Genomic DNA, 21,092 nt, shown 5'->3' with positions numbered 1-21,092 from the left:
GCTTGCAACGCCCAGATCAGTACTTTTAACGGGACAAAATCCAATTTTGGGTTGAGAGGTCGGTTACTCCTGGCCGAGAGCTGGTCCTGTTTCGGCTTCTTGCCGGTGGATTCACCGTTGAAGAGTTGAAGAGCAGGATCCCTCTGGGGGCGGTCGGCTGGCCCGATTGCGGATTGAGCGGGGAGCTATAAATGGTTTGAATTATCTTTATTTGATTTGAATTATCTTTATTTGAATATCTGTTTTGCAGGATCAGAGGGGCTATCGGACGGAGTCGATGTCTATGATTCAGGCATGAAACAGGTGATCAAGTTTGAGATCTCGCGGGAACTGGGTGGACGCTTTCTGAAGTTGTCCGCCTACACCATTCTCTCCAACCTGATGGTGCCGCTGGCGGGGGTGCTGGATGTGGCCTTTTTGGGGCATTTACCAGAAATCCGTCATTTGGCAGGGGTGGCGCTGGCAACGGTGATCTTCAACTTTATCTACTGGTCGTTTGGTTTTTTGCGCATGTCCACGACGGGTTTGGTGGCTCAGGCTGCCGGACGAGGGGATGGGGAGGAGGTGTGGCGGGTGGGCCTACGGGCGCTGGGGTTGGGTATGGGGATTGGGTTAATCCTGTTGCTGTTGCATCCGCTTTTGCGGGAGGTGGGGTTTGCCCTATTGAGCGGTACGGATGAGGTGAAGGCAGCGGGGCGAGATTATTTCAATGCTCGGATTTGGGGGGCTCCTGCCTATTTGCTGAGTTTAGGGATCCTGGGTTGGTTCCTGGGACGGGAGCAGGGGCGGGTGGTGTTGATCCTTTCGCTGGTGGGGAATCTAAGCAATGGGGTGCTGAATTATATCGGGGTGGTAGTGTTGGGGTGGGGCAGTTGGGGGGCCGGGCTGGCAACAGCGGGCAGTGAGTATTTGACGGTGTTGACGGGGCTGGGGTACTGGGTGGCTCAAGAGGGGATCCCTGGGAAGCGGCTGTGGGGATCCCTGTGGAACACGAAAGCTCTAGGGGCGTTATTTGCTTTGAATGGGGATATTGCGGTGCGGACTTTTGCGTTGGTGCTCAGTTTTGCGCTGTTTACCCATTTCAGTTCTGGGATGGGGGTGGAGATCCTAGCCGCGAACACGGTGCTGCTACAGGTGCTGACGTTGGCGGCCTATGTTGTGGATGGATTTGCTTTTGCGACGGAGAGTTTGGCGGGTTTTTATCACGGGCGGAAACAGAACGGGGATGTGGCAGGGGCGGTGGGACAATTGGGGGCGGTGCTGGGGTTGGCGGGTGGGTTGAGCTTGGTATCAGGTTTGGGGATTGCTGGGGTTTTCACAGGGTTTTCGGGGAGTCTGTTCGGGCTGATCACCAGCCAAGGGTTGGTCTTGGAGCAGATCGAGCGGTACACGGGGTGGTTGATGCCCGTATTGGGTTTGGGATCCCTGGCGTTTGTGTTGGATGGGTATTTTTTGGGTCTGACGGAAGGGGGAACTTTGCGCTGGGCTAGCCTGTTTTCGACAACGGTGGGCTTTTTACCCGTTGGTTTATGGGCTTGGGTGAGCCGGGATCCGCAGCGACTCTGGTTGGCCATGGTCTGCTTTATGCTGGCACGGGTGATTGGTTTGGGATCCCAGGTGCCGCGTACTTTGTCTTTAGTTGTATGCAAAACTGGCCATGATGTTTCTTCTCCACACCTTGATGCGCAACCTGAAAAAGCTGAGTGACCATGGCTTGCCGATCCTTGTGGTGGGGATCCTGCTGGTGTTGGTGTGGGATCCCGTGGCAATTTGGGTGAATAGCCCGGCAGCGGAGCGCCTGTTGGAACGGGGGACGGCGGATTGTCAGACGGTGATTGAATGTGCAAGGCAGTTACGCAACCCGATCGTGCCTTCTTTGGGGCAGTTGGGTCGGGGGTTGGCGAATATGGCGTTGCCTCTGGGATCTACCAGTACGGTCGGGTATAACGCCTTGATCACGGCGGCAGAAACCTTGGTCGGGCTGGGGTTGGCGCTGGTGGTGGGGTTTGTCTCGGCGGTGGCGCTGGTGTTTTCGCGGGCCTTTGAACGGATGATGTTGCCCTGGATTGTGGCGTCCCAGAATGTACCGATTGTGGCCTTGGCGCCGGTACTGGCGGTGTTACTGGGGCAATACGGGGTACAGGGATGGTTACCGAAGGCAATTGTAGCGGCTTATATTGCTTTTTTCCCGTTGTCGGTTGGCATTGCCAAAGGGTTGAGTAGTGTGCCGCCTTTGCAGTTGGATTTGATGCGCACTTACCATGCCCACCCGTTACAAGTATTTTATTTGTTAAGGATCCCGGCGGCTTTGCCGATGTTGTTTACCAGTTTGAAAATTTCAGCGGCGATGGCTTTGGTGGGGGCGATTGTGGCAGAGATTTCGATTGTCAGTTTCTCTGGGTTGGGGCCGATGTTACTCAGCCGCTCCTACTACAGTGACATGGTGGGGTTGTGGGTGATTATGTTAGTGGCGGCAGCTTTAGGGATCCTCTTGGTACAGGGGATTGGGCTGCTGGAAAAAGGCTTGATGGGTTGGCAGAATCGCCCCTAGTAGGATGCTTTGTACCGCTGTCGTGATTAGAAAGAGATGGCTCATTTTCCCCTCTTTGAGTTAGAGCAGTATGGGATCCAAATCGGTCAGAAAACACTTCTGAGGAATGTTACTTGTCCTATTCCTGAAAAAGCTGTGACAGCCATTTTGGGGCCGGAGCGAAGCGGGAAGACCTTACTTTTACGCGCTCTCAAAGGCTTCACAGCTCTTTTGGCAACTCAACCCAGTTGCTCAATTCAGACGATGGGAAGCCTACGGTTTCGGGGGCAATGCCTGCAGGCCGAGTGGCAGGAGACAGGCTATCAATCTAGGGCCCTGGTGGTTCCGCAGGTGTTTCCGGGATCCATTTTTGCCAATGTGGCCTATGGCTTGAGGCTAGCGGGGCATCCCGACTCTGATTTTGAAAATTGGGTGGCCGAATGCCTAATCCAGGTGGGTTTGGACGATTTGATTCCGAATTGGCGAGACTCTCCTGAGGGATTATCTCCAGGGCAAAAACAGCAACTGGCTTTGGCGCGGGCACTGGCGGTTAAACCGGAGGTGCTGCTACTGGATGAACCTTGGATGGGGTTGGATGCAGTGGCCCAAGCCCATCTGAATCACCTGCTGCGCAGTCTCTGTTCTCGATGCGCGGTGGTTGTGGCCAGTCGGGGATATCGAGCGGCACTGAGGATTGCCGATTGGCTGCTGCTGCTCGAGCGGCAGGAGAGTGGAGAAGGGGGATATTTTGTGGCGGCGGGATCCCCGCAGGAGCTGATGCTGGCTCCACCGAGTCGGGCTGTGCAGGAGTATTTGGCCTACTACCTGAGGACTTGAGGATTTTCAGGGATCCCTGGGCTGTCCCAGCCGTTATGAGTGGGTTGATAGTCCAGATAATTGATACTTATCTGGAGTATCGAGGTGTTTTCTTATCAGATTCCGCCCCTCGCCACCCCAAAATCTCCCCAGAACCAGCCTCAACCCCAGGGATCCACCCGTCTTGTGACAGACAATGAACAGGAATGCCCTCGCACCCATTGCTCTGAGGTCAGAGCCGAGATCAGATGAGCTACTACATCGCCCCCGCCTTTCTCAAAACCGTCGCCCTCCACCTGACCAAAAATCATCTCGACCTCCCCAATCTGCGCGTTCCCCTCATCCTCGGAATTCATGGCCGCAAAGGAGAAGGCAAAACCTTTCAGTGTGATTTGATCTTTGAGCGCATGAAGGTTCATGCCATCCTTATTTCTGGCGGAGAGTTAGAAAGCCCCGATGCCGGGGATCCCGCCCGTATGATCCGCCTCCGGTATCGGGAAGCTGGCGAGCATATCCGCAAATTCGGCCAAATGGCCGTGTTAATGATCAACGACTTGGATGCCGGAGCCGGTCGTCTAAACGCCATGACCCAGTACACCGTCAATACACAACTGGTCAGCGCCACCCTGATGAACATCGCTGATAACCCCACCAATGTGCAGCTCCCCGGCAGTTATGATCCCAAACCCCTCCCCAGAGTGCCGATCATCGTCACGGGCAACGACTTCTCCACCCTGTATGCCCCCCTCATCCGCGATGGCCGCATGAGCAAGTTTTACTGGGATCCCAGTCGTGAGGATCGCCTCCACATTGTGCAAGGCATGTTCCAATCCGAAGGAATCCCCTTCTCAGACATCGAGCGATTGGTGGATACCTTTTCAGATCAAGCCATCGACTTTTTCGGGGCCTTGCGCTCACAGATCTACGATCAACAGGTGTGGCATTTCATCCAACAAGTGGGCCTAGAAAGAGTTTCCTTCCGTCTCCTCAAAAGCAAAGAAGGCACTCCCAGCTTCCCACCCCCCCAATTTTCTCTGGAACAGTTGCTGGAATGGGGCCACCAGCTCAAAACCCAACAACAACAGGTGGAAACCCGCCGCCTCTCCGAAGAATATCTCGGCCTCAAACCGTCGCCAACTCGAGAACATTCTCCAAAGCCAAGTTCACATCAGGTCACCCCCTCCAACCAGTCTGTGGCCCATCCTGGCCTGCAGTTGCCCTCAAATGTAGAAACCCAAATTCGGCAGATATTGGCACAAGGCTATGAAATCCAGGTCGAACACGTGGACAAACGCCGTTATCGAGTCAATTCCTGGCAAGGTTGTGGAGCCACACACCTAAGAGAACTAGCCCAAGCTTGCGCCGCAGTTGAGCAGTGCTTGAGCCATTTTCCCGGAGAATATGTCCGCCTAGTGGGAGTGGATCCCGTCAAGAAACAACGCATGGTAGAGACCATCATTCAGCGTCCCTAAAGCGGATTCTCCCCCTGCTTCACAACTTCTTCAGGACATTCAATCCATACTGATTCCAGAACGAGGTGATGGGATCCTCTCGAGACCTGAATTTGTTTTTGGCTTGCCTCATGAAACTTAACAGTAACCACATCAAAGGCAAAAGCAGGGGTGACCTTAACCACCAATCCTGCTCCAAAAGTGGCATGTTTCACCCGCGCCCCACGATAAAGATTGCCAAATAGTTCTGTAGGCATATTTGAAGATTCAGCCGTAGTGGCCATAGGGGTTCTCCTAAATTAAATCTAAGCTTATGACTGAGCTGATTTCAGCAAGTAGCCCCAATAATCTTAAGTTGGTCTTCCCATAATAGAGCGTCGCCAGAGGTGGGAAAACCCGTCAACAAATCAAACCACTTGCGATTCACAGGACTCACCCGCATTGTAGCGTGGGGATCAGATGGCAGAATGAGAGAATCCCTCGTTTGTCTTAAGGATTTAGCCGCTGCTCATGCTATTGCTCCGTATTTTCCTGGTTTTTCTGCTGGTCGTCTATATGAGTCTGTCTGCAGCCCCCGCTAGCGCCCTCCTCAATGATGATCGTTATGACGGCAATATCTTTGCTCTATATGGATCTAATGGCGGCATGATCCCTCCCCGCGTTACCCTCAAACAAGCCAAAGAACAAGGGATCCCGGCCTTACTTGTGTACTACATCGACGACAGCAGTGACTGCAAAAAATACGCCGCTACCGTTGCCAACCTACAAGTTCGCTATGGCTTAGGTGTCTATTTCATCCCCTATTCGGTCGATTCCCTCTCGCCGGAGGATGAGCGTGGCCAGTACTACACCGGCCAAGTCCCCCAGACCCTCCTCTTCGACCCGGAAGGAAATATTGCCTACCAATCCGTCGGTAATCGCCCCATCACCGAAGTGGAAAACGCCATTCGCGCCCTGTTTAAGTTGGATCCCGTTCCTCCAGGCGTGATCAAAGCCAAACCCTTCAATGAAATCCAAACCGGATTTGCCGGATCCCGTTTCCCTGCAGCCCCAACCCCAGCTCCAGCAGAGGCCGAACCGTGACAGCCCTTCCCCAGCCAGACCCTCCGGATCCCCTCACCCAACTGGAACACCAACTCAGCACCCTCCAGGCCCGCCTTGCGGATCTCAGAGAAATGGAGCGTATCACCCAACTCCCCCCCGATCAATGGGCCGAAATTCAAGCAGAAGCCGGCCAACTGGAACAGCGCCTTCAAGCCTATCTACTAGAAGTGTTCAACCCCATCCCTGCCACCTTCTGGCAAGTGGTACGCTTTGGTGGCCTTGGCCTTCTGCTCGGTGTTGCCCTACAACGGTGGCTTCTCACCTAAGCCCAAGCCACCTGCCACCTGACCCAATCCAGCCCTTAAGATAAAAAGGCTCTTAGACGCCACCCCCCCTCTACCATGCGACGACCCAACCGGTTGCCCCTCGACTTTGAGATCTCCCGCTTCTTACCTCTGATTGGCTTGCTTTTGGCAGCACTGATTTTCTTGCCCCGTTGCTTGCTAGTGGTTCAGCCCGGTTATGAAGCCGTCATTTTCAACCGTCTGACTGGCGTCGAAATGAGCCCCCGCCGGGAAGGGATCCATCTGCTGATCCCGGTGCTGCAATTCCCCACCCTCTACGACGTCCGCACCCAAACCTACAACATGACCAGCCAAAGTGAGGAACGCAGCGTCAAAGCGGATGATTCTTTGACAGCTCTCACCGCCGATGGTCAACGGGTGGATCTGGATGTGTCTGTGCGCTATCGCTTGGATCCGGCACGAGTTCCCGAGATCCATCAAAATGTTGGCCCCAATTACCTGAATAAAATTATTCGTCCCGCCTCTCAGGCCGTAGTCCGCAACGTGATTGCCCGCTACTCCGCCATTGGTGTTTACTCCGAGCAACGGGCTGAGATTCAAGAACAAATTGCGGCAGAATTGACCAACCTCATGCAGGCAGAAGGGCTTGTGTTACAAAGCTTGTTGCTGCGGAATGTTGAGTTTTCTAAGGAGTTTCAGTCGGCTATCGAAGCCAAGCAAATTGCCGAACAGGAAAAGCAACGGGAAGTGTTCCGAGTAGAACAAGCTGAACTGATCAAACAAAGAATGATCGTCAAAGCCAGTGGTGAAGCCCAAGCCATTACCTTGAAAGGAGAAGCGCTCCGTAACAATCCAAACGTGATTCAGTTGGAGTATGTCCGCAACCTGCCCGATGACATCAAAACCATCGTCAGCGAGCAAAACGTCATTCTCAACTTTGGAGATTTTCTGAGCAAATCTGAATAAATAAGATCATTGAAAAATAATGTGGGATCCCGGTCATCAACCCCACACTCACAGCACCCTAAGTCGATTCCTTCGGTGCTTCTACACTTGGCTCAGACAACTGAGACTCAGCAGCATGGGATCGATTGTGTCGAATCGCTTGCACAATAGCCACTGTGAACAAGTGGACAAGCAGCCCAACCGGCCCCGCAAACAAGCACAACAGCAGCGAATGGCTTGTCCAAACCTGCTTGTCCCGTCCTTCCAGATAGATCCAACGACCGACAAACAAATCCATCACAATGTAGTGAACCCAACCAGCAGCCATCACCTGCGGTCGGGCAAACAGTTGAGTTAAATCCGACAGAGAAAGCTGCGGATCCGAAAAGCTCTGCAAACTCGCCCCATCAAACCCCGTCACCAGCAGGTACAAGTACACCGCCGCCAACACTGCAATCGGCAACAACGACTCCATCACCTGACGGGTTACCTTCCAACCCGGCAGCAGGATCATCAAAACCCAAAACGGCAACGCAAACCAGTTGGCCCCGTTAAAGATCATCTCCAGCATGTTCGGCAACCCACAACGCTACCTGTTCATTATCGGCCCCCGCACCTGTTCGGATCCCTAAGCTGCACCGGATAATAAAAATAAAAAAATAAATAATAAACCTCCTCTCCCAGAGTTTGTCATGCAGACTCCTCAACCTCCCGCACAAGATCCCGCAAAGGTTCCAGATGTGGGCGGATCAGGATATCCCGAACCCTTTCGCTCCCGTATGGGAGATCGCCTCAAAAAACGCCTGGGAGAAGCCTGTGGCCTGACTCAATTCGGGGTCAACCTGGTTACCCTAGGGCCAGGCGGTCAATCTGCGTTACGCCATTGGCACACCCTTGAAGACGAATTTGTCTATATCCTCTCGGGTGAGGTAACACTCGTCACTGATCGGGGTCAACAAATCTTGAAAGCAGGCATGTGTGCCGGTTACCCTGCCGGGCAGCGAGATGCCCATCACTTCATCAACCATTCCGATCAGCCTGCCCAATATCTGGAAATCGGTAGCCGCATCCCTGGAGACGTTGCATTTTACCCTGATGATGATTTGCTGTGGATAGAAACGGAAACCGGCACAGTCGGAGCCCACAAGAATGGCGAGTTTTACCTCGATGGGTAAAAGAGGAACAGCTCCTTCAAATCCTGCAAGGTAGGCTCGCCCATCAGTGGGTAACCCAGACCTATTGCACTCATTAGGGCAAAAGGGATCCCTTGACCCGTGCTGGGTATGCTGGATCTGCCCCTTCCAGTCCTTATCAAATCAATCATGTGCAGATTCACAAGTCGTCGCAGCGCTTCTCAAATCGCTCATGGGTTTTGCATTGGGATCCTGTTGTTGATCCTGCTAGGGATCCCGGCTTGGCCTCAATCGAACATCATCAACAGAGAAAGCGACTCCGCATCGATTGTGCTGGACGGGCAGGTGTTGTTTCAAGTACGGGCTTCCGGCCAATTCAATGCCCAGGAACGCGCCAACTTCATTAACCTTTTCTTAGCAGACGCCATCACCACTCCAGAACCTGTACAAGTTCAAATTGAGGAGCGGAATAACTTACCCACCCTACTCTTGGATGGACGATATCTACTGACAGTCACCGACCAAGATGTCGAGGAGAATCAGTCTCCCCAAGCACAAGCGGAAGCATGGGCAGCTCTCCTAGAAACAGCACTAGCAGAAGCCCAAGCCCAACGCAGTGTCGAGTACCTACAAACCGCTGGGATTCAAGCTGGGATTGCCGTCGGTGCTGCCTTGGTTTTGCATAGTGTCTTGGGCTGGTTACGTCGCCGTTGGGGGAGAGGATCCAATTCTCCACAACCCCTGTTAACCCTAGTCATTCTGTTCAGTCAGTTGAGTTTATGGCTGGTGACAGGAGCCTACATCATCCGCCTCTTCCCCCGCACACGTCATTGGTTTTACCAAGTTAGCATTGCCTTAAATTGGAGCGTAGACCCAGATCCAACTCCTCGTTTACCAATCTTTCTGGGCTTAGTGACATTGTCACTCCTGATTGGCTATAGCACACCATCCATCCTCATCGCTCTATTTCATCGTTTCAGCTCTGCCAAAGTCTTTGTCATTTTGGAAAAAGTTCTCACTCCTTTACGAGGAGCTCAACAGATAGCAGGAACAGTCTTACTTTTACATGCCTCTCTCAATATTTTAAGGCCTTACTCCACACTGTTTGCTTTGTTGCGCCCTTGGCTCGACCTAGCTCTCGTCGTCAGCTTGGCCTGGCTTTTATCTAGAGGGTTTCGACAAGTGGTACGGCTCTACGGCATAGATCTCATTCGTAAGCTGGGATTGGAAATTGATGAATTTGTGTTAGTGATTGAGACCATTATCAATGCAGTAATCATTGTATTCTCTATATTTGTCTTTGCTCAAACCCAACAATTTAACTTGATTGGGTTGCTCACCAGCCTGGGAATTGGTGGATTGGCAGTAGCTTTTGCCGCTCAAAAAATTATCGAACAAATCCTTAGTACCATTGTTTTATACTTAGATCGTCCCTTTGTCCCTGGAGATTATATCCGCATGGCAAATGGACAAATCGGTCGTATCGAGTCCATCGGTCTACGCTCCACCAAAATTCGTACTGCCGCCAAAAGCACTCTGATGATCGTTCCCAACTCCAATTTGGTCAATGCTGAGATTGAAAACCTGACCATGGCCAAAAAGGTGATGGTATTGCTGTACCTGGATTTTCTCAAGCCCCTTGAGGATCAAGATGCAGCTTTGGTAAAGCAAGTGATTTCGGAAGAAACCAATTCTTTATTTGGTATTGACCCAGGCAGTACCAACATCTCTTTACTCCGTAATGCAGAAGAACGCATCACTAGGGCCAGAATCACCTTCTTTATTCTTGGCTCTAGCGAAAACTCCATTCAGTTACGCAAGAGGCTCTTGGAGTTGGCCAACGAAAAGATTTCCAAAAAACTCATGAAATTTGGCATCCAGTTTTTCCTTCAGGATCCAACTATCTATGTGGAATCTCCGGTTACTATTTAGCATATTCACATTAAATTCAGGAAGCCTCTATTGATATAAAATCCTAGGAGATTCAATCGTATCCGATGAAAAAATTCTCTAACTTCGAGTCCTGTCTAGAAATACAACGTGCCAATAGGAAAGTTATCCGAGGGGCATATGTTGCGGAATGAAATCCGTATAAACCTCACCCTTTAAAAAAGCCTCGTGACGCAGAATTTGCTGGTGGAAAGGGATCGTAGTCGGTACCCCAGTGATGGCACATTCACCCAAAGCCCGTTGCATACGCCGGATGGCCGCTGCTCGGTTGGGCCCCCAGGCGATTAATTTACCCAACAGGGAATCGTAATAGGGCGGGATCCGATAGTCGGTGTAGATGTGGGAGTCCATCCGTACCCCTGGCCCCCCCGGTGGCAGGTAAGCGCTGATCGTGCCCGATTGCGGGCGAAACTGCTGCTTTGGATCCTCAGCATTGATACGACATTCGATGGCGTGCCCCCGCAGTTGCACATCCTTCTGACGAAAGGAAAGAGCCTGCCCCTGGGCAATACGAATTTGCTCAGCAATCAGATCTAGCCCAGTCACCATTTCCGTGACGGGATGCTCCACCTGAATGCGGGTATTCATCTCGATAAAATAAAACTGGCCGTGTTTATCCAGCAAAAACTCCACCGTCCCCGCCCCCACGTAGTTCACCACCTTAGCTGCTTTCACCGCAGCAGCTCCCATACGAGCGCGGAGAGTTGTCGTCAGGGCTGGGCTGGGGGCCTCTTCCAAGAGCTTTTGATGTCGCCGTTGAATGGAGCAATCCCGCTCGTAGAGATGCACCACATTCCCGTGGGTATCCGCCAGTACCTGAAACTCCACATGGCGGGGCCGCTCAATAAACTTCTCCAGATAGATCCCGCCATCTCCAAAAGCTGCCTGGGCTTCCCCCTGAGCGGTGCGCATCATCTTGAGCAACTCCTGGGCATCTTTGGCCACCCGCATGCCGCGCCCGCCTCCCCCTGCTGTCGCCTTGATGATCACGGGATAGCCAATTTTCTCCGCCAACTTTAACGCCTCATCATCAGAGCTAATTAATCCTCGACTACCGGGCACTGTAGGTACCCCCACCGATTGCATGGTTTCCCGGGCTGTGGCTTTGTCTGCCATCTTGCGCATGGACTCGGGAGAGGGGCCGATAAAAATCAGATGGTGATCCGCACACATTTCGGCAAACTTGGCATTTTCCGCCAGAAACCCATAGCCGGGATGAATGGCTGTTGCCCCACGGGTAAGGGCTGCTGAAATAATGTTGGGGATATTCAGGTAACTTTTGGCTACCGGGGCATCTCCGACACAGACAGCTTCGTCTGCCAGTTGCACGTGCAGAGAGTTTTCATCGGCGGTGGAATAAACAGCGACCGTCGGGATCCCCATTTCCTGACAGGTGCGGATGATGCGTAGGGCGATCTCACCTCGGTTGGCGATCAGGATCTTGGTGATGGGCGGCATGAGGGGCGTTCAAGCGAAAGTGGAAACCTTAGCCGCCAGAGTCCAGCGGCCCCTGCTAAACACAGAACTTGCGAAAATTGATCCTACCACGGCTTATAGGGCCTGCTGGCAAGGATGCCAGAGCATCTATAGACCCACAATCTGGGTGTTTTCGAAGGTCGAGAGAATCGCATCCAGCTCCTTAGTTTGCAACGAATAGGTGGCAGTCGCATCATTGCCAAATTGAATTTCATCCCCATCTTCCAAATCCTGGAACTCCACCCGCTGCCCCCGGACGTACAAGCCATTGGTACTGGGAGTGCCGTGAATGTCTCCATCGATGATCTGGTAGGTGAACCCATCCGGCGAGGAAGGAGATTCCGTTTTTACCAAAATAGCGTGATGGCGGGAAGCATATTGCGAATCAATGCGAATGCTATTACCCGGATCCCGGCCCAGCGAATACAGCTCAGCCGTTAACCAGTAGGCCTTAGGCCCGTTGCGATCCTTGACGATCAGCACATGATTGAGGGTGGGTCGGGGAGGAGGCTTGGTCATGAGGTACACCCGCTTGCACACCACGGAAGCAGGATTGCCAAAACGATAACATGGGATCCTGTAGCAACTTTAGCTCCCTTACTGGACTCTAGGTAAGGCGGAGAAGGATAAGGGTTAATTGGATGAATCCCAACCCATCTCAAGCGTATCTCCAGCTTTGAATCACACACCGGCACCCTGGCGGAGCGATTGGCCGCCTTCAGGTAGATTTTTGTAACAAACCCTCTCATAATGGGATCAAAGACACAACACAAATGGATCCCTTACCCATGAAAGGCTCGCAACCGGATCCCAGTTTGGGGTCAAAGCCGCTTCGCCTGATTGAGCTGGCTGAAGACGAAACTGATGCACAGCTGAGCGATCCTCTGCAGATGCAGCGCTACGAATGTCGTTCCTGTGGCTATGTCTATGAGCCTGCCAAAGGGGATCAGCTCAATCGGATCCCAGTGGGAGTACCCTTTGAAGAGTTGCCTGCGGATTGGAAATGTCCGGTGTGTCGGGCGGACAAGCGTCTGTTCCAGGCGGTGGGGGTAAAAGGGAAGCCCTCAGGTTTTCAGGAGAATTTGCGCTATGGGCTTGGGGTGAATGCGATGCCCCCCATCCAAAAGAACCTGCTCATTTTCTTGGGTCTGGCGCTTGGATTTTTATTCCTGATGAGTTTCTACTTTGTCGAGTGATGGTCAAAATGTTCAAACCTCTGAGAATGGTGCTGCTCCTCTCCTTGTCAGTGCTACTGATGGCGGCGCGAATGCCTAGCATGCGAGAGGTGCCGTGGCAACAGGTGCAAGTGCCCACAGAAAATACCCTTTTGGACATCGCCTTCACCGGCAGTACCGGGTCCCATGGTTGGTTGGTGGGGGACAAGGCGACGTTGCTGGAATCTCAAGATGGCGGCCTCAGCTGGCAAAATCGAGACTTGACAGGGTTGGATCCGGAAGCCTACCTATCTTCCATCAGCTTTGCAGGATCAGAAGGCTGGGTGGTCGGGCAACCGAAGATTCTTTTGCACACCCTGAACGAAGGAGCCGACTGGACTCTCATCCGCCTCAGCGCTCAGTTGCCAGGTGAGCCTCTCTTAATCGAGGCTTTGGGTCCAGGGTCAGCCGAGATGGTCACCAATGTTGGAGCCATCTACCGTACCGAAGATGGTGGGCAAAACTGGCATGCCCGCGTGGATCAACCCATCGGTGTGGTGAAAAACATCGCCCGTAGCCCCAATGGGGAATACCTGGCGGTCTCCTCTCGGGGTAGCTTTTACTTCCTCTACTCCCCCGAAAGCCAAACCTGGAAGCCCTATCCCCGCGAAAGTTCCCGTCGTATCCAGAATATGGGCTTCGGCCCCAATGGCAGCGCCTGGAAGCTGAACCAAGGGGCGGAGATTACCCTTACCGACGATTTCACCTCCGGTGAGTGGATACAACCCATCCGTCCCGGTCGTGCCCTGAGCTTCGGCTACTTGAATGCTGCCTACCAGAACGACCATGATCTTTGGGTCGTCGGGGGAGGGGCTACCCTGATTCACAGCCCAGATGGTGGCAAAACCTGGGAACAGGCCACCAAGCTCAGCAATATACCGGCCAATTTCTACAGCATTGAGTTCCCGACCCCCGAGCAAGGTTTCATCCTCGGCCAACGGGGAACCCTACTGCGCTACGTTGGTTCTGACTCCTAGCAACCCACAGGGATCCTTGTACCCAAACCCGTGAGGAAGGGCGCTATGCCCCCAAGGCTGTTGATTGCTGCCAGTGGTACCGGGGGGCATGTGTTTCCCGCCTTAGCCGTTGCCGAGCAACTACCCGATTGGCACATCGAGTGGTTGGGGGTACCGGATCGGATAGAGGTGAAGCTGGTGCAGGATCGCTATCGGCTCCATGCCATTGCCATGTCTGGCCTACAGGGATCCCTCTTGGACAAGGGACGAGCCCTTTTGCAGCTTATAGCAGCTACCTGGCAAGTGCGTCAGCTGCTACAAGCAGAACAGTTTGATGGGGTGCTCAGTACAGGTGGGTATATTGCCGCGCCGGCCATTTTGGCGGCACGCTCCCTTGGGGTGCCGGTGGTGCTTCATGAGTCCAATGTTATCCCCGGCAAAGTCACCCGGCGGTTGGGCAGATGGTGCCGGCTGGTGGCCTTGGGGATGGCGGAAACCGCAAACTATCTACCGGGAGTGACCACCCAAGTGGTGGGGACACCCGTTCGGTCTGAGTTCTACAGCCCCCAACCCGTTCCTGCCGATATCCCCATCCCCGACGGGGAACCCCTCATTTTGGTGATGGGGGGTAGCCAAGGGGCAAGGGGATTGAACCGCATGGTCGCCGCCTGTGCAGAGGCTTGGTTGCAGGCGGGGGCCTGGATTGTCCATTTGACCGGCGAGGCAGAAGCTCAGGCTCCACCGTCTGGGATCCCGCAGCATCCCCGTTACTGGCGGTTTCCCTTTCGAGCGGATGTGGCCAATCTATTGCAGCGAGCCCATTTTGCCATTAGCCGTGCTGGAGCGATGAGTGTGGCGGAGTTGCTAGCTACAGGCACACCGGCCATTTTGATACCTTATCCCTTCGCGGCTGAGGATCATCAGTACCACAATGCTCTCGCTTTCGTGCAGTACGGTGGGGGAGTGGTCATGCGAGAATCCGAAGAGAATCTAGACCTACTCCGGCAAAAGGTGTTGACTTGGTTGGCTCATCCCCAAACGGTCACTCAAATGGCCACTCACCTGAAAACCACTGCCTATCCAGCAGCGGGCAAAGCGATGGCCCACCTGTTGCAAGGGATCTTCCAAGATTCGGCCCGTTAGTCCCACAAGGGGTCAGCTGTGATACCGCAGGGATTGGACAGTACGCCGCACCGCTTACGCAACCACTCCGAAGCTCTAGAGCCCCTAACTGTAGAGCAGGTTTTGACTCGGCTAGAGCAGTGCTTTGGGATCCCCAGGCCCGTTAGCCCTGGTGACGTGTCTTTCCACCCTGACCTACTGGATGAACTGGTGGGCGCGATTCTTTCCCAAAACACCACCGTTCGTGTTAGTGGTGCAGAGCCCTTTCACAACCGCAGTCGTGCCTTTCGCGCCCTCAAAGCCGCCTATCCCCATTGGGAACAGGTCTTGACTGCCGATCCGGAAGCGCTAGCCCTAATCCTTCGTCCCGGGGGATTGGCCAACCTCAAAGCCGCCCGTATTCAAGAACTGTTGGCAGAAATCCAAGACCGACAGGGATCCCTGCAACTAAACTTTTTGGCAGAACTGGACACCGAACAGGCCCTCGACTACTTGCTCTCCCTAAAAGGGGTAGGGCTAAAAACCGCCACCTGTGTCTTGCTGTTTGGGTTGGGCCGTGACCTCTGCCCGGTGGATACCCATGTGCATCGGGTAGCCAATCGTCTGGGCTTAGTTCGGGCCAAAGCACCCGACGATACCTTTGTGCAACTGTCCAGTCACATTCCTGTCGGCAAAGCCTATTCCCTGCACATCAACCTCATCCGCCTCGGTAAACGCATCTGCAAAGCCCGCATGCCCGAATGTGGCCGTTGCCCGCTGCGACGAGAGTGTCCTTCCGCTCTACTGCGACAGCGTTGATTCTTCTGGGACAGGTTGTGGGACAGGTTGAGAATCGGAACTCGGGCCAGGGATCCCGTCTTCCTCGGCAGGAATCTCCGGCTCTAGGGCCTGCCGCACCGATTGCAACTCCTGCGAAAGCAACACCCGCTCCCGATCCAACAGACCGACAATGTGCTCCGGATCCTCGCGGGACACCACCGGCAACTGGCGCAAATCGTATTGGTACATCGGCTCAGCCGCCACCACCACCGCTTCATCCGGGAAAGTGGTCAGAACAGGAGCCTGACTCACCTCCTGCACCGTCAATTCCGCCAGTTCCGAGCTTTCCTTGCGGGCCAAAGCCCGTTCTAGATCCTGGAGGGTGAGAATACCCCGCAGCCGCTCCTGAGCATCCACCACCAAAGCGCTGTGGCACTTCCCCTGCACCAAACTATCCAGAGCCTCGCGCACCGGCGTATCTTGCCGCAACAGCAAAGAGGGGGCCACCATCACCTCCTCCACCGTTAACCCAGCCTTCTGCCCTGCTTCACCCTTGGCCCGCAGGCTCTCCAGTCGAACCGAGGGGTAAACGGCAGGAGGATGCAACTGCTCCGTTAACCAAATGCTCAAGCCCACCGCCGCCATTAAGGGTAGAACAATGTGATAGTCCCGTGTCATTTCAAACAGCAGCAAAATAGCCGTCAAAGGGGCCCGCACACTGGCCGCCAATACCGCCGCCATGCCCACCATCGCGTAGGCGGCTGGAGGAGAAAGGGAAATTAACGGCAGCACCTGGCTCAGCACCTGACCATACCCCGCCCCCAACACCGCTCCCAAAAACAAAGCCGGAGCAAAGGTTCCCCCCACAAAGCCGCTACCGACACTCAAAGCACTTAACAGCAACTTACCCAGTAGCAACAGCCCTAATTGGCTCAAGGAGAAGGGCACAGCCTGTAAAATGGACTCAATCGTCTCGTAGCCCACCCCTAACCCCAAGGGGATCCCCAACCCCAAAAGACCTAGGCACCACCCCCCCAGGATTGGCTTGCTCCAGGCAGGCCAGCCAGCCAGTGGACCCCAAACAAACAGGCGTTTCCCCCATTCCAGGCTGTAGCTCAAAGCAATCGAAACCAAGCTGGCCAAAAGGCCCAAGCCCAGATAAAAAGGCACCTCCAGCAGCCCCTGCACCTCGTAGGCAGGCAGCACAAAAGCCGGCTGGGTAATGGCGGGCAGGAGAAAAGCCGGCTGTGCCCCCAACCCCACCTGGGCAATCAGAGCAGACACCACCGCCGCCAACACCACCACACTCACCGCCGAGGTGGTAAAACTGCGGGATAAGGCCAACTCCAGGGCCAAAAAAACCCCAGCAATCGGAGCATTAAACCCCGCCGCCAACCCCGCCGCTGCCCCCGCTGCCACCAGCAGTTGCACCCGCTCCCGTGATAGGTTCAGGTTCTGCCCCAACAGGGATCCCAGCAGGCCACCACTTTCCACACTAGGAGCCTCCGGGCCCAGAGAAGCCCCTGCCCCCAAAGAAATCGCAGCAGCCAGCAGCTTCAGCGGGATCCACCACGGTCGAGGGGCCAAAGGGCGAGCCGGGCTGACCAGACTGGAGAGGCTAAAGCTGGGCAGGGGCACCGCCACCCAGAGGGCACTGATCAAAACCCCCCCCAACATTGGTGCCAAGGCCAACACCCAGGATCCCAGCGGCAACAGGCTATCGACGAGAGTATCCTGGAGCAAGTGGCGAAACCAGCCGATGAGATACCGAAACCCAATCACCAACAACCCCGTACCCAAACCCACCCCTGCCGCCAACAGCAGCAACAGGTTCTCTGAAGAAAGGCGCAGGCGAGGATCCGAAACGCTGTTCATGGGTTCCTCAGGCGGTGGGCGATAGAGTCAAGATCTCCACACCCGTTTCGGTTACGGCTACCGTGTGCTCAAATTGGGCCGAGAGCTTGCCATCCAAAGTCACAGCCGTCCACTTGTCGGCCAGCACCTTCACCTCCCAAGTCCCCTCATTGATCATCGGCTCAATGGTAAACACCATACCGGGGCGCAGTTTTTCTCCCTGCCCCGCCTGACCATAATGGGGGATTTGAGGGGCAGTATGAAATTGCCGCCCCACCCCATGCCCGACAAAATCCCGCACCACTGAGTAGCCCTGGGACTCGGCATATTCCTGAATCGCAGCACCGATATCCCCAACTCGACCACCAGGTTTCACCGCCGCAATTCCGCGCCGCAGACATTCTTCCGTCACCTCCACCAGCCGCCGCGCCCGTTCAGAAGGCTGCCCAACAAAGTAAGTTTTGGAAGTATCGCCGTGGTAGCCACCCAAGATGGGGGTGACATCGATGTTGATGATGTCCCCTTCTCTGAGAATCTGCTTCGGGCTCGGGATCCCGTGACAGACCACATGATTGACACTGGTGCAGATGGATTTGGGAAAACCGTGGTACCCCAAGGGTGCGCTTTTGGCACCGTGAGCCTGTGTCCAGCGTTCCGCTTCATCGTTCAGCTCTTGGGTGGTGACCCCAGGCTGCACCATCGGCTCCAGGTGATTGAGCAATTCCGCTGCCAGCTGGCAGGCCCGCCGCATTTTTTCCAGCTCGCGGGAAGAGAGCAAGACCAGAGGTTGAGGAGCTTGGGTGAGTTGGTTCATACCCATTTGCAGAGCGGATCCCAGTTGTTTCCCCAAACGCTGCGAACGGCGACCGAGATCAGTCCAGAGAGTACGCATATCTTCCATCGTTAAGACTTTCCATGAGGCTTACGGTTGGGAGGGCTACAACTAACTTCTGCAGGGGAGCCTGAGTTTGTCTGTGGAGGTTGCAGAAAAAGGAGTCCATCGACAGGTTCAGGATCCCTACCGCCGGTGCCGAATCCGCTGCACCAGCCACAGTCCCAGAAAATAGCTGACGAGAGCTCCCCAAAAACCCACGAAGGCACAGCCCACAAACAGGGTACGGGAAACCTCCATACCCCACTGCATCCAACTTTGCCAAGTGGCTGCCACCAACTCGGTGGTTGCAATCGAAGACTGGGATCCCAGTAGCCATTCCCCCACCTGGTAGTTAAAGGCGTAGATGGGCACATAGGTGAAGGGGTTGCTCACCCAGGTTCCCGCCGCCGCCACCAGCTTATTGCCGCGAAAGGGGACAGCCAACACCAAAGCAGCCAAAGTTTGAAAGCCAAAGATCGGGAAACAGCCGGCAAACACCCCCACCGCCAAGCCCCGGGCAATTTCCTTCGGGCTAGATTGCAGCCGCAATAGGCGCAGGTAAAGATAGCGTAACCCGCGCTTCCAGGAGGGATCCCGGCGGGTCAAGGTGAGAATAGATTGAGACTGGAAATTGGGCACAGCAGATCCCAATGGGCGAAAAAAGGAGGGTAGAGGAGGCAGCCTCAACCAAAGAGGGGGACTCATGGTGGCAAGGGAAGAGAAGGTGTTAAGTCCTGTAAATCCAGTGTATCTTTCCCGCTGCTGGCGATACAGCCCTTTCTCTAGTTATCTCCCAAGGGCTCATTCGAAATAGGACTCTCCTTTCGCGCTACGCGCCATACGGAGCACGAACGCGTCAGCGGGACAGAGGCCTTTGAGGGTGCGGGATCCCATCTCATTAGGTGAGCTTATCCACCAAAGCCAAGAGGAAATTCAGACCCAAATAGGAAACCAAGGCCACCAAAAACACGAACAGGGTGATGCTAAACAGAGATTGCAGGGATCCAGATCCGGTTTTGGGTTCCGGCTTTTCGGGAGGAGTAGCCATGATTGAATCCAGTGAGGAAGGATGATCTTTAGGATCCCATCTTGACTGTGCATTTGCATCCATGGGCTCAATCTAGGAATATCTAAGAATGAACACCCTTTACGAAACCGATTTCTATGCCTGGACACTGGAGCAGGCTCAGCTTCTAGAATCCCGCCAATGGGAGCGCTTGGATCGCGAACACCTGGTGGAGGAAATTGAGTCTTTGGGGAGACAACAGCGACAGGAGTTGCGCAATCGATTGGCGATCTTGATCGCTCAGCTGTTGAAGTGGCAGTTTCAACCCCAGTTGCGGGGCAAAAGTTGGGTAGCGACCCTACGCATCCAACGACGAGAGGTGCAAGACCTACTCGCGGAAAACCCCAGCCTCAAGCCCTATCTGATGGAAGCCCTGTCCCGAGCCTTTGAGCGGGGGGTCGATCAGGTAGTCCAAGAAACCCCTCTTGACTACAGGGATTTGCCCAGCACCCTGCCCTACAGCTTGGAGCAGCTTCTGGATGACGGTTTCTTCCCCGATCACGACGCCTGATACCCAAACCCTGCAGAGAATTAATCTCCCGCCAAAATCTCCTCCAACAAGGGATCCGCCCCAAACCGTACCACATCCACACAAGGCAGTCCCGTTTCTGCTTCCACCTGCCGGATCTGTTCCAGGGCAGCCGTTTCCTCCCAGCCAAAGGTATTCAGGGCAATGCCCGCAACCCGTACAGAGGCAAAGGCGCCACCAGCGCCCGCCACCTGCTCGTACAACTCAATCACCTTGGGCAAGGGTGGAATCGGTACATAGTCCATGCCCTTGATGTGGGTTTGTCCAGCCCGGTGCACCAAAATCAGATGGGTCGGCTGGGATCCACGCAGCAGGGGTAAGGTTGCCGTCGAGGCGGGGTTGAGCAGGGATCCCTGGCCTTCAATGTGGAGAATGTCACAGTCGGAGCCATACCGCAGCACCCCTTGCTCCACCGCCCCACTGGCATAGTCCACCCGTACCGCGTCCAACGGGATCCCATCGCCACTGAGCATGATCCCGGTTTGTCCAGTAGCCAAAAAACGGGAGCGCAAGCCGCGCCGAAGGCTAGCCTGGTGGAGTTCTAGACTGGTGGACATTTTGCCCACACTCATGTCTGTCCCTACCGTTAACACCCGTTTGCAGGGAAGCGTCCGCGCCAAGGCTTTCCCCACCGACAACCCCTGTGGTTCCTGGCGAATATCCCAGATCCAGGCCCCCGGCTGGAGCCACTCCTGAAACTGGGGATCCCCCGCCATGGGGGTATGCAACCCATTGACCAGAGATAAACCCGCCCGCAAGGCCTGACCCACCTCCTCCCGCCACTCCTGGGGCAGCTGTCCTCCAGAAGGTGCAATCCCAATCACCAAAACCTGCGGCTGATAGGCCAGGGCTTCTGCCACCGAAGCCACAATCGGAATCGACTTCGGGATCCCCGTCAGTTCCGGCAAGGATCCCCCCGCCTGCTCCCGATCGATCACCGCCACTATCTGAAACTGACCGTAGCGCAGCAGCGATAGCCCCGTTTTCCCTTGCTCCCGCAGTAGACCCCCGTGCAATAGGATAGCCACACGGCTCTGACTGGAAAGGGATCCCACTCCTGACATGAAC

Annotated in this window: 23 protein-coding genes; 14 read left to right on the top strand and 9 right to left on the bottom strand. The window is 54.7% G+C overall.

Translation table 11 applies throughout. The features are described 5' to 3' along the window. The first annotated feature begins 294 nt into the window (after nt 1-294). The 4 genes from JX360_RS07305 (at nt 295) to JX360_RS07290 (ending at nt 4,818) form a co-directional block, all read left to right on the top strand. Complete coding sequence (locus tag JX360_RS07305; protein ID WP_244349998.1) at nt 295-1,707, top strand: MATE family efflux transporter; 1,413 nt, start codon at nt 295-297, stop codon at nt 1,705-1,707. Next, nucleotides 1,658-2,551: an ABC transporter permease gene (locus JX360_RS07300; RefSeq protein ID WP_244349997.1), complete on the top strand. Its 894-nt coding sequence runs from the start codon at nt 1,658-1,660 to the stop codon at nt 2,549-2,551. The genes JX360_RS07305 and JX360_RS07300 overlap by 50 nt, the downstream gene beginning before the upstream one ends. A 36-nt stretch (nt 2,552-2,587) precedes the next feature. Further along, on the top strand, nt 2,588-3,367 hold the full coding sequence (locus tag JX360_RS07295; protein WP_244349996.1) for an ATP-binding cassette domain-containing protein: 780 nt from the start codon (nt 2,588-2,590) through the stop codon (nt 3,365-3,367). Nucleotides 3,368-3,594: 227 nt separating this feature from the next. Beyond that, entirely contained in the window at nt 3,595-4,818 is a 1,224-nt protein-coding gene (locus JX360_RS07290) for a RuBisCO small subunit-like domain-containing protein (protein ID WP_244349995.1), read from the top strand. Here the strand turns inward: JX360_RS07290 and JX360_RS07285 are convergent. Further along, the gene (locus JX360_RS07285) at nt 4,815-5,081 is read right to left on the bottom strand and encodes a hypothetical protein (RefSeq protein ID WP_244349994.1); all 267 of its coding nucleotides are present in this window, start codon (nt 5,079-5,081) and stop codon (nt 4,815-4,817) included. The genes JX360_RS07290 and JX360_RS07285 overlap by 4 nt on opposite strands. 226 nt (nt 5,082-5,307) lie before the next feature. Here JX360_RS07285 and JX360_RS07280 point away from each other — a divergent pair, with 226 nt between their 5' ends. The 3 genes from JX360_RS07280 (at nt 5,308) to JX360_RS07270 (ending at nt 7,112) form a co-directional block, all read left to right on the top strand. After that, nucleotides 5,308-5,880, top strand: coding sequence for a thylakoid membrane photosystem I accumulation factor (locus tag JX360_RS07280; protein WP_244349993.1), 573 nt, complete (start codon nt 5,308-5,310; stop codon nt 5,878-5,880). Next, complete coding sequence (locus JX360_RS07275) at nt 5,877-6,167, top strand: hypothetical protein (protein ID WP_244349992.1); 291 nt, start codon at nt 5,877-5,879, stop codon at nt 6,165-6,167. The genes JX360_RS07280 and JX360_RS07275 overlap by 4 nt, the downstream gene beginning before the upstream one ends. Before the next feature lie 75 nt (nt 6,168-6,242). Continuing rightward, nucleotides 6,243-7,112, top strand: a complete 870-nt coding sequence (locus JX360_RS07270; protein WP_244349991.1) for a prohibitin family protein — start codon at nt 6,243-6,245, stop codon at nt 7,110-7,112. 58 nt (nt 7,113-7,170) lie between these two features. Here the strand turns inward: JX360_RS07270 and JX360_RS07265 are convergent, their stop codons facing one another. Beyond that, nucleotides 7,171-7,662 carry an ABA4-like family protein gene (locus JX360_RS07265; RefSeq protein ID WP_244349990.1) on the bottom strand — a complete coding sequence of 164 codons (492 nt, stop codon included), beginning with the start codon at nt 7,660-7,662 and terminating at the stop codon, nt 7,171-7,173. Between the two features lie 169 nt (nt 7,663-7,831). On the opposite strand from JX360_RS07265, the gene JX360_RS07260 reads away from it, so the two are divergent. Both JX360_RS07260 and JX360_RS07255 read left to right on the top strand, forming a co-directional pair. Further along, complete coding sequence (locus JX360_RS07260) at nt 7,832-8,266, top strand: cupin domain-containing protein (RefSeq protein WP_244349989.1); 435 nt, start codon at nt 7,832-7,834, stop codon at nt 8,264-8,266. A gap of 147 nt (nt 8,267-8,413) precedes the next feature. Then, nucleotides 8,414-10,156, top strand: coding sequence for a mechanosensitive ion channel family protein (locus JX360_RS07255; RefSeq protein WP_244349988.1), 1,743 nt, complete (start codon nt 8,414-8,416; stop codon nt 10,154-10,156). A gap of 123 nt (nt 10,157-10,279) precedes the next feature. Here JX360_RS07255 and accC read toward each other — a convergent pair whose 3' ends face one another. Then, complete coding sequence (gene accC, locus JX360_RS07250; protein ID WP_244349987.1) at nt 10,280-11,632, bottom strand: acetyl-CoA carboxylase biotin carboxylase subunit; 1,353 nt, start codon at nt 11,630-11,632, stop codon at nt 10,280-10,282. A gap of 126 nt (nt 11,633-11,758) precedes the next feature. Continuing rightward, complete coding sequence (locus JX360_RS07245; protein WP_244349986.1) at nt 11,759-12,169, bottom strand: FHA domain-containing protein; 411 nt, start codon at nt 12,167-12,169, stop codon at nt 11,759-11,761. A gap of 371 nt (nt 12,170-12,540) precedes the next feature. Between JX360_RS07245 and JX360_RS07240 the strand changes: the two genes are divergently transcribed. Genes JX360_RS07240 through JX360_RS07225 form a run of 4 tightly spaced genes read left to right on the top strand, consistent with a single transcriptional unit; the run spans nt 12,541 to nt 15,740 of the window. Then, nucleotides 12,541-12,846, top strand: coding sequence for a rubredoxin (locus JX360_RS07240; RefSeq protein ID WP_425244372.1), 306 nt, complete (start codon nt 12,541-12,543; stop codon nt 12,844-12,846). 8 nt (nt 12,847-12,854) lie between these two features. Then, nucleotides 12,855-13,841, top strand: coding sequence for a photosynthesis system II assembly factor Ycf48 (locus tag JX360_RS07235; RefSeq protein ID WP_244349984.1), 987 nt, complete (start codon nt 12,855-12,857; stop codon nt 13,839-13,841). 45 nt (nt 13,842-13,886) lie between these two features. Next, a complete protein-coding gene (gene murG, locus JX360_RS07230; RefSeq protein WP_244349983.1) occupies nt 13,887-14,963 on the top strand; it encodes an undecaprenyldiphospho-muramoylpentapeptide beta-N-acetylglucosaminyltransferase in 1,077 nt (358 codons plus the stop codon). A gap of 33 nt (nt 14,964-14,996) precedes the next feature. Continuing rightward, the gene (locus JX360_RS07225; protein WP_244349982.1) at nt 14,997-15,740 is read left to right on the top strand and encodes an endonuclease III domain-containing protein; all 744 of its coding nucleotides are present in this window, start codon (nt 14,997-14,999) and stop codon (nt 15,738-15,740) included. On the opposite strand, the gene JX360_RS07220 is transcribed toward JX360_RS07225, so the two are convergent. The 4 genes from JX360_RS07220 to JX360_RS07205 form a co-directional block, all read right to left on the bottom strand. Then, nucleotides 15,723-17,576 (bottom strand): chloride channel protein, encoded by a 1,854-nt coding sequence (locus JX360_RS07220; protein WP_244349981.1) that lies wholly within the window; start codon nt 17,574-17,576, stop codon nt 15,723-15,725. The genes JX360_RS07225 and JX360_RS07220 overlap by 18 nt on opposite strands. A gap of 7 nt (nt 17,577-17,583) precedes the next feature. After that, nucleotides 17,584-18,369 (bottom strand): type I methionyl aminopeptidase, encoded by a 786-nt coding sequence (gene map, locus JX360_RS07215; protein ID WP_244350012.1) that lies wholly within the window; start codon nt 18,367-18,369, stop codon nt 17,584-17,586. Nucleotides 18,370-18,573: 204 nt separating this feature from the next. Continuing rightward, the gene (locus JX360_RS07210) at nt 18,574-19,068 is read right to left on the bottom strand and encodes a DUF2062 domain-containing protein (protein ID WP_341830538.1); all 495 of its coding nucleotides are present in this window, start codon (nt 19,066-19,068) and stop codon (nt 18,574-18,576) included. 259 nt (nt 19,069-19,327) lie between these two features. Beyond that, nucleotides 19,328-19,477 carry a hypothetical protein gene (locus JX360_RS07205; protein WP_244349979.1) on the bottom strand — a complete coding sequence of 50 codons (150 nt, stop codon included), beginning with the start codon at nt 19,475-19,477 and terminating at the stop codon, nt 19,328-19,330. A gap of 88 nt (nt 19,478-19,565) precedes the next feature. Here JX360_RS07205 and JX360_RS07200 point away from each other — a divergent pair, with 88 nt between their 5' ends. Further along, nucleotides 19,566-20,006, top strand: coding sequence for a DUF29 domain-containing protein (locus JX360_RS07200; RefSeq protein ID WP_244349978.1), 441 nt, complete (start codon nt 19,566-19,568; stop codon nt 20,004-20,006). 20 nt (nt 20,007-20,026) lie between these two features. Here JX360_RS07200 and JX360_RS07195 read toward each other — a convergent pair whose 3' ends face one another. Continuing rightward, nucleotides 20,027-21,088, bottom strand: a complete 1,062-nt coding sequence (locus tag JX360_RS07195) for an N-acetyltransferase DgcN family protein (RefSeq protein ID WP_244349977.1) — start codon at nt 21,086-21,088, stop codon at nt 20,027-20,029. Nucleotides 21,089-21,092: the final 4 nt, after the last annotated feature.

The sequence above is a fragment of the Thermostichus vulcanus str. 'Rupite' genome, assembly GCF_022848905.1.
In the GTDB taxonomy this organism is placed as follows: domain Bacteria; phylum Cyanobacteriota; class Cyanobacteriia; order Thermostichales; family Thermostichaceae; genus Thermostichus; species Thermostichus vulcanus_A.
Note: the sequence above shows the minus strand (reverse complement) of the source record. Positions and strands in the feature narration are given on the sequence as shown.

Excerpts from the sequence above, each read along its gene's own strand:
- JX360_RS07305 (WP_244349998.1), top strand. The coding sequence starts at position 295 with ATGAAACAGGTGATCAAGTTTGAGATCTCGCGGGAACTGGGTGGACGC.
- JX360_RS07300 (WP_244349997.1), top strand. The coding sequence starts at position 1,658 with ATGATGTTTCTTCTCCACACCTTGATGCGCAACCTGAAAAAGCTGAGT.
- JX360_RS07295 (WP_244349996.1), top strand. The coding sequence starts at position 2,588 with ATGGCTCATTTTCCCCTCTTTGAGTTAGAGCAGTATGGGATCCAAATC.
- JX360_RS07290 (WP_244349995.1), top strand. The coding sequence starts at position 3,595 with ATGAGCTACTACATCGCCCCCGCCTTTCTCAAAACCGTCGCCCTCCAC.
- JX360_RS07285 (WP_244349994.1), bottom strand. The coding sequence starts at position 5,081 with ATGGCCACTACGGCTGAATCTTCAAATATGCCTACAGAACTATTTGGC.
- JX360_RS07280 (WP_244349993.1), top strand. The coding sequence starts at position 5,308 with ATGCTATTGCTCCGTATTTTCCTGGTTTTTCTGCTGGTCGTCTATATG.
- JX360_RS07270 (WP_244349991.1), top strand. The coding sequence starts at position 6,243 with ATGCGACGACCCAACCGGTTGCCCCTCGACTTTGAGATCTCCCGCTTC.
- JX360_RS07265 (WP_244349990.1), bottom strand. The coding sequence starts at position 7,662 with ATGCTGGAGATGATCTTTAACGGGGCCAACTGGTTTGCGTTGCCGTTT.
- JX360_RS07255 (WP_244349988.1), top strand. The coding sequence starts at position 8,414 with ATGTGCAGATTCACAAGTCGTCGCAGCGCTTCTCAAATCGCTCATGGG.
- accC (WP_244349987.1), bottom strand. The coding sequence starts at position 11,632 with ATGCCGCCCATCACCAAGATCCTGATCGCCAACCGAGGTGAGATCGCC.
- JX360_RS07245 (WP_244349986.1), bottom strand. The coding sequence starts at position 12,169 with ATGACCAAGCCTCCTCCCCGACCCACCCTCAATCATGTGCTGATCGTC.
- JX360_RS07240 (WP_425244372.1), top strand. The coding sequence starts at position 12,541 with ATGCAGCGCTACGAATGTCGTTCCTGTGGCTATGTCTATGAGCCTGCC.
- JX360_RS07235 (WP_244349984.1), top strand. The coding sequence starts at position 12,855 with ATGTTCAAACCTCTGAGAATGGTGCTGCTCCTCTCCTTGTCAGTGCTA.
- murG (WP_244349983.1), top strand. The coding sequence starts at position 13,887 with ATGCCCCCAAGGCTGTTGATTGCTGCCAGTGGTACCGGGGGGCATGTG.
- JX360_RS07220 (WP_244349981.1), bottom strand. The coding sequence starts at position 17,576 with ATGAACAGCGTTTCGGATCCTCGCCTGCGCCTTTCTTCAGAGAACCTG.
- map (WP_244350012.1), bottom strand. The coding sequence starts at position 18,369 with ATGAACCAACTCACCCAAGCTCCTCAACCTCTGGTCTTGCTCTCTTCC.
- JX360_RS07205 (WP_244349979.1), bottom strand. The coding sequence starts at position 19,477 with ATGGCTACTCCTCCCGAAAAGCCGGAACCCAAAACCGGATCTGGATCC.
- JX360_RS07200 (WP_244349978.1), top strand. The coding sequence starts at position 19,566 with ATGAACACCCTTTACGAAACCGATTTCTATGCCTGGACACTGGAGCAG.
- JX360_RS07195 (WP_244349977.1), bottom strand. The coding sequence starts at position 21,088 with ATGTCAGGAGTGGGATCCCTTTCCAGTCAGAGCCGTGTGGCTATCCTA.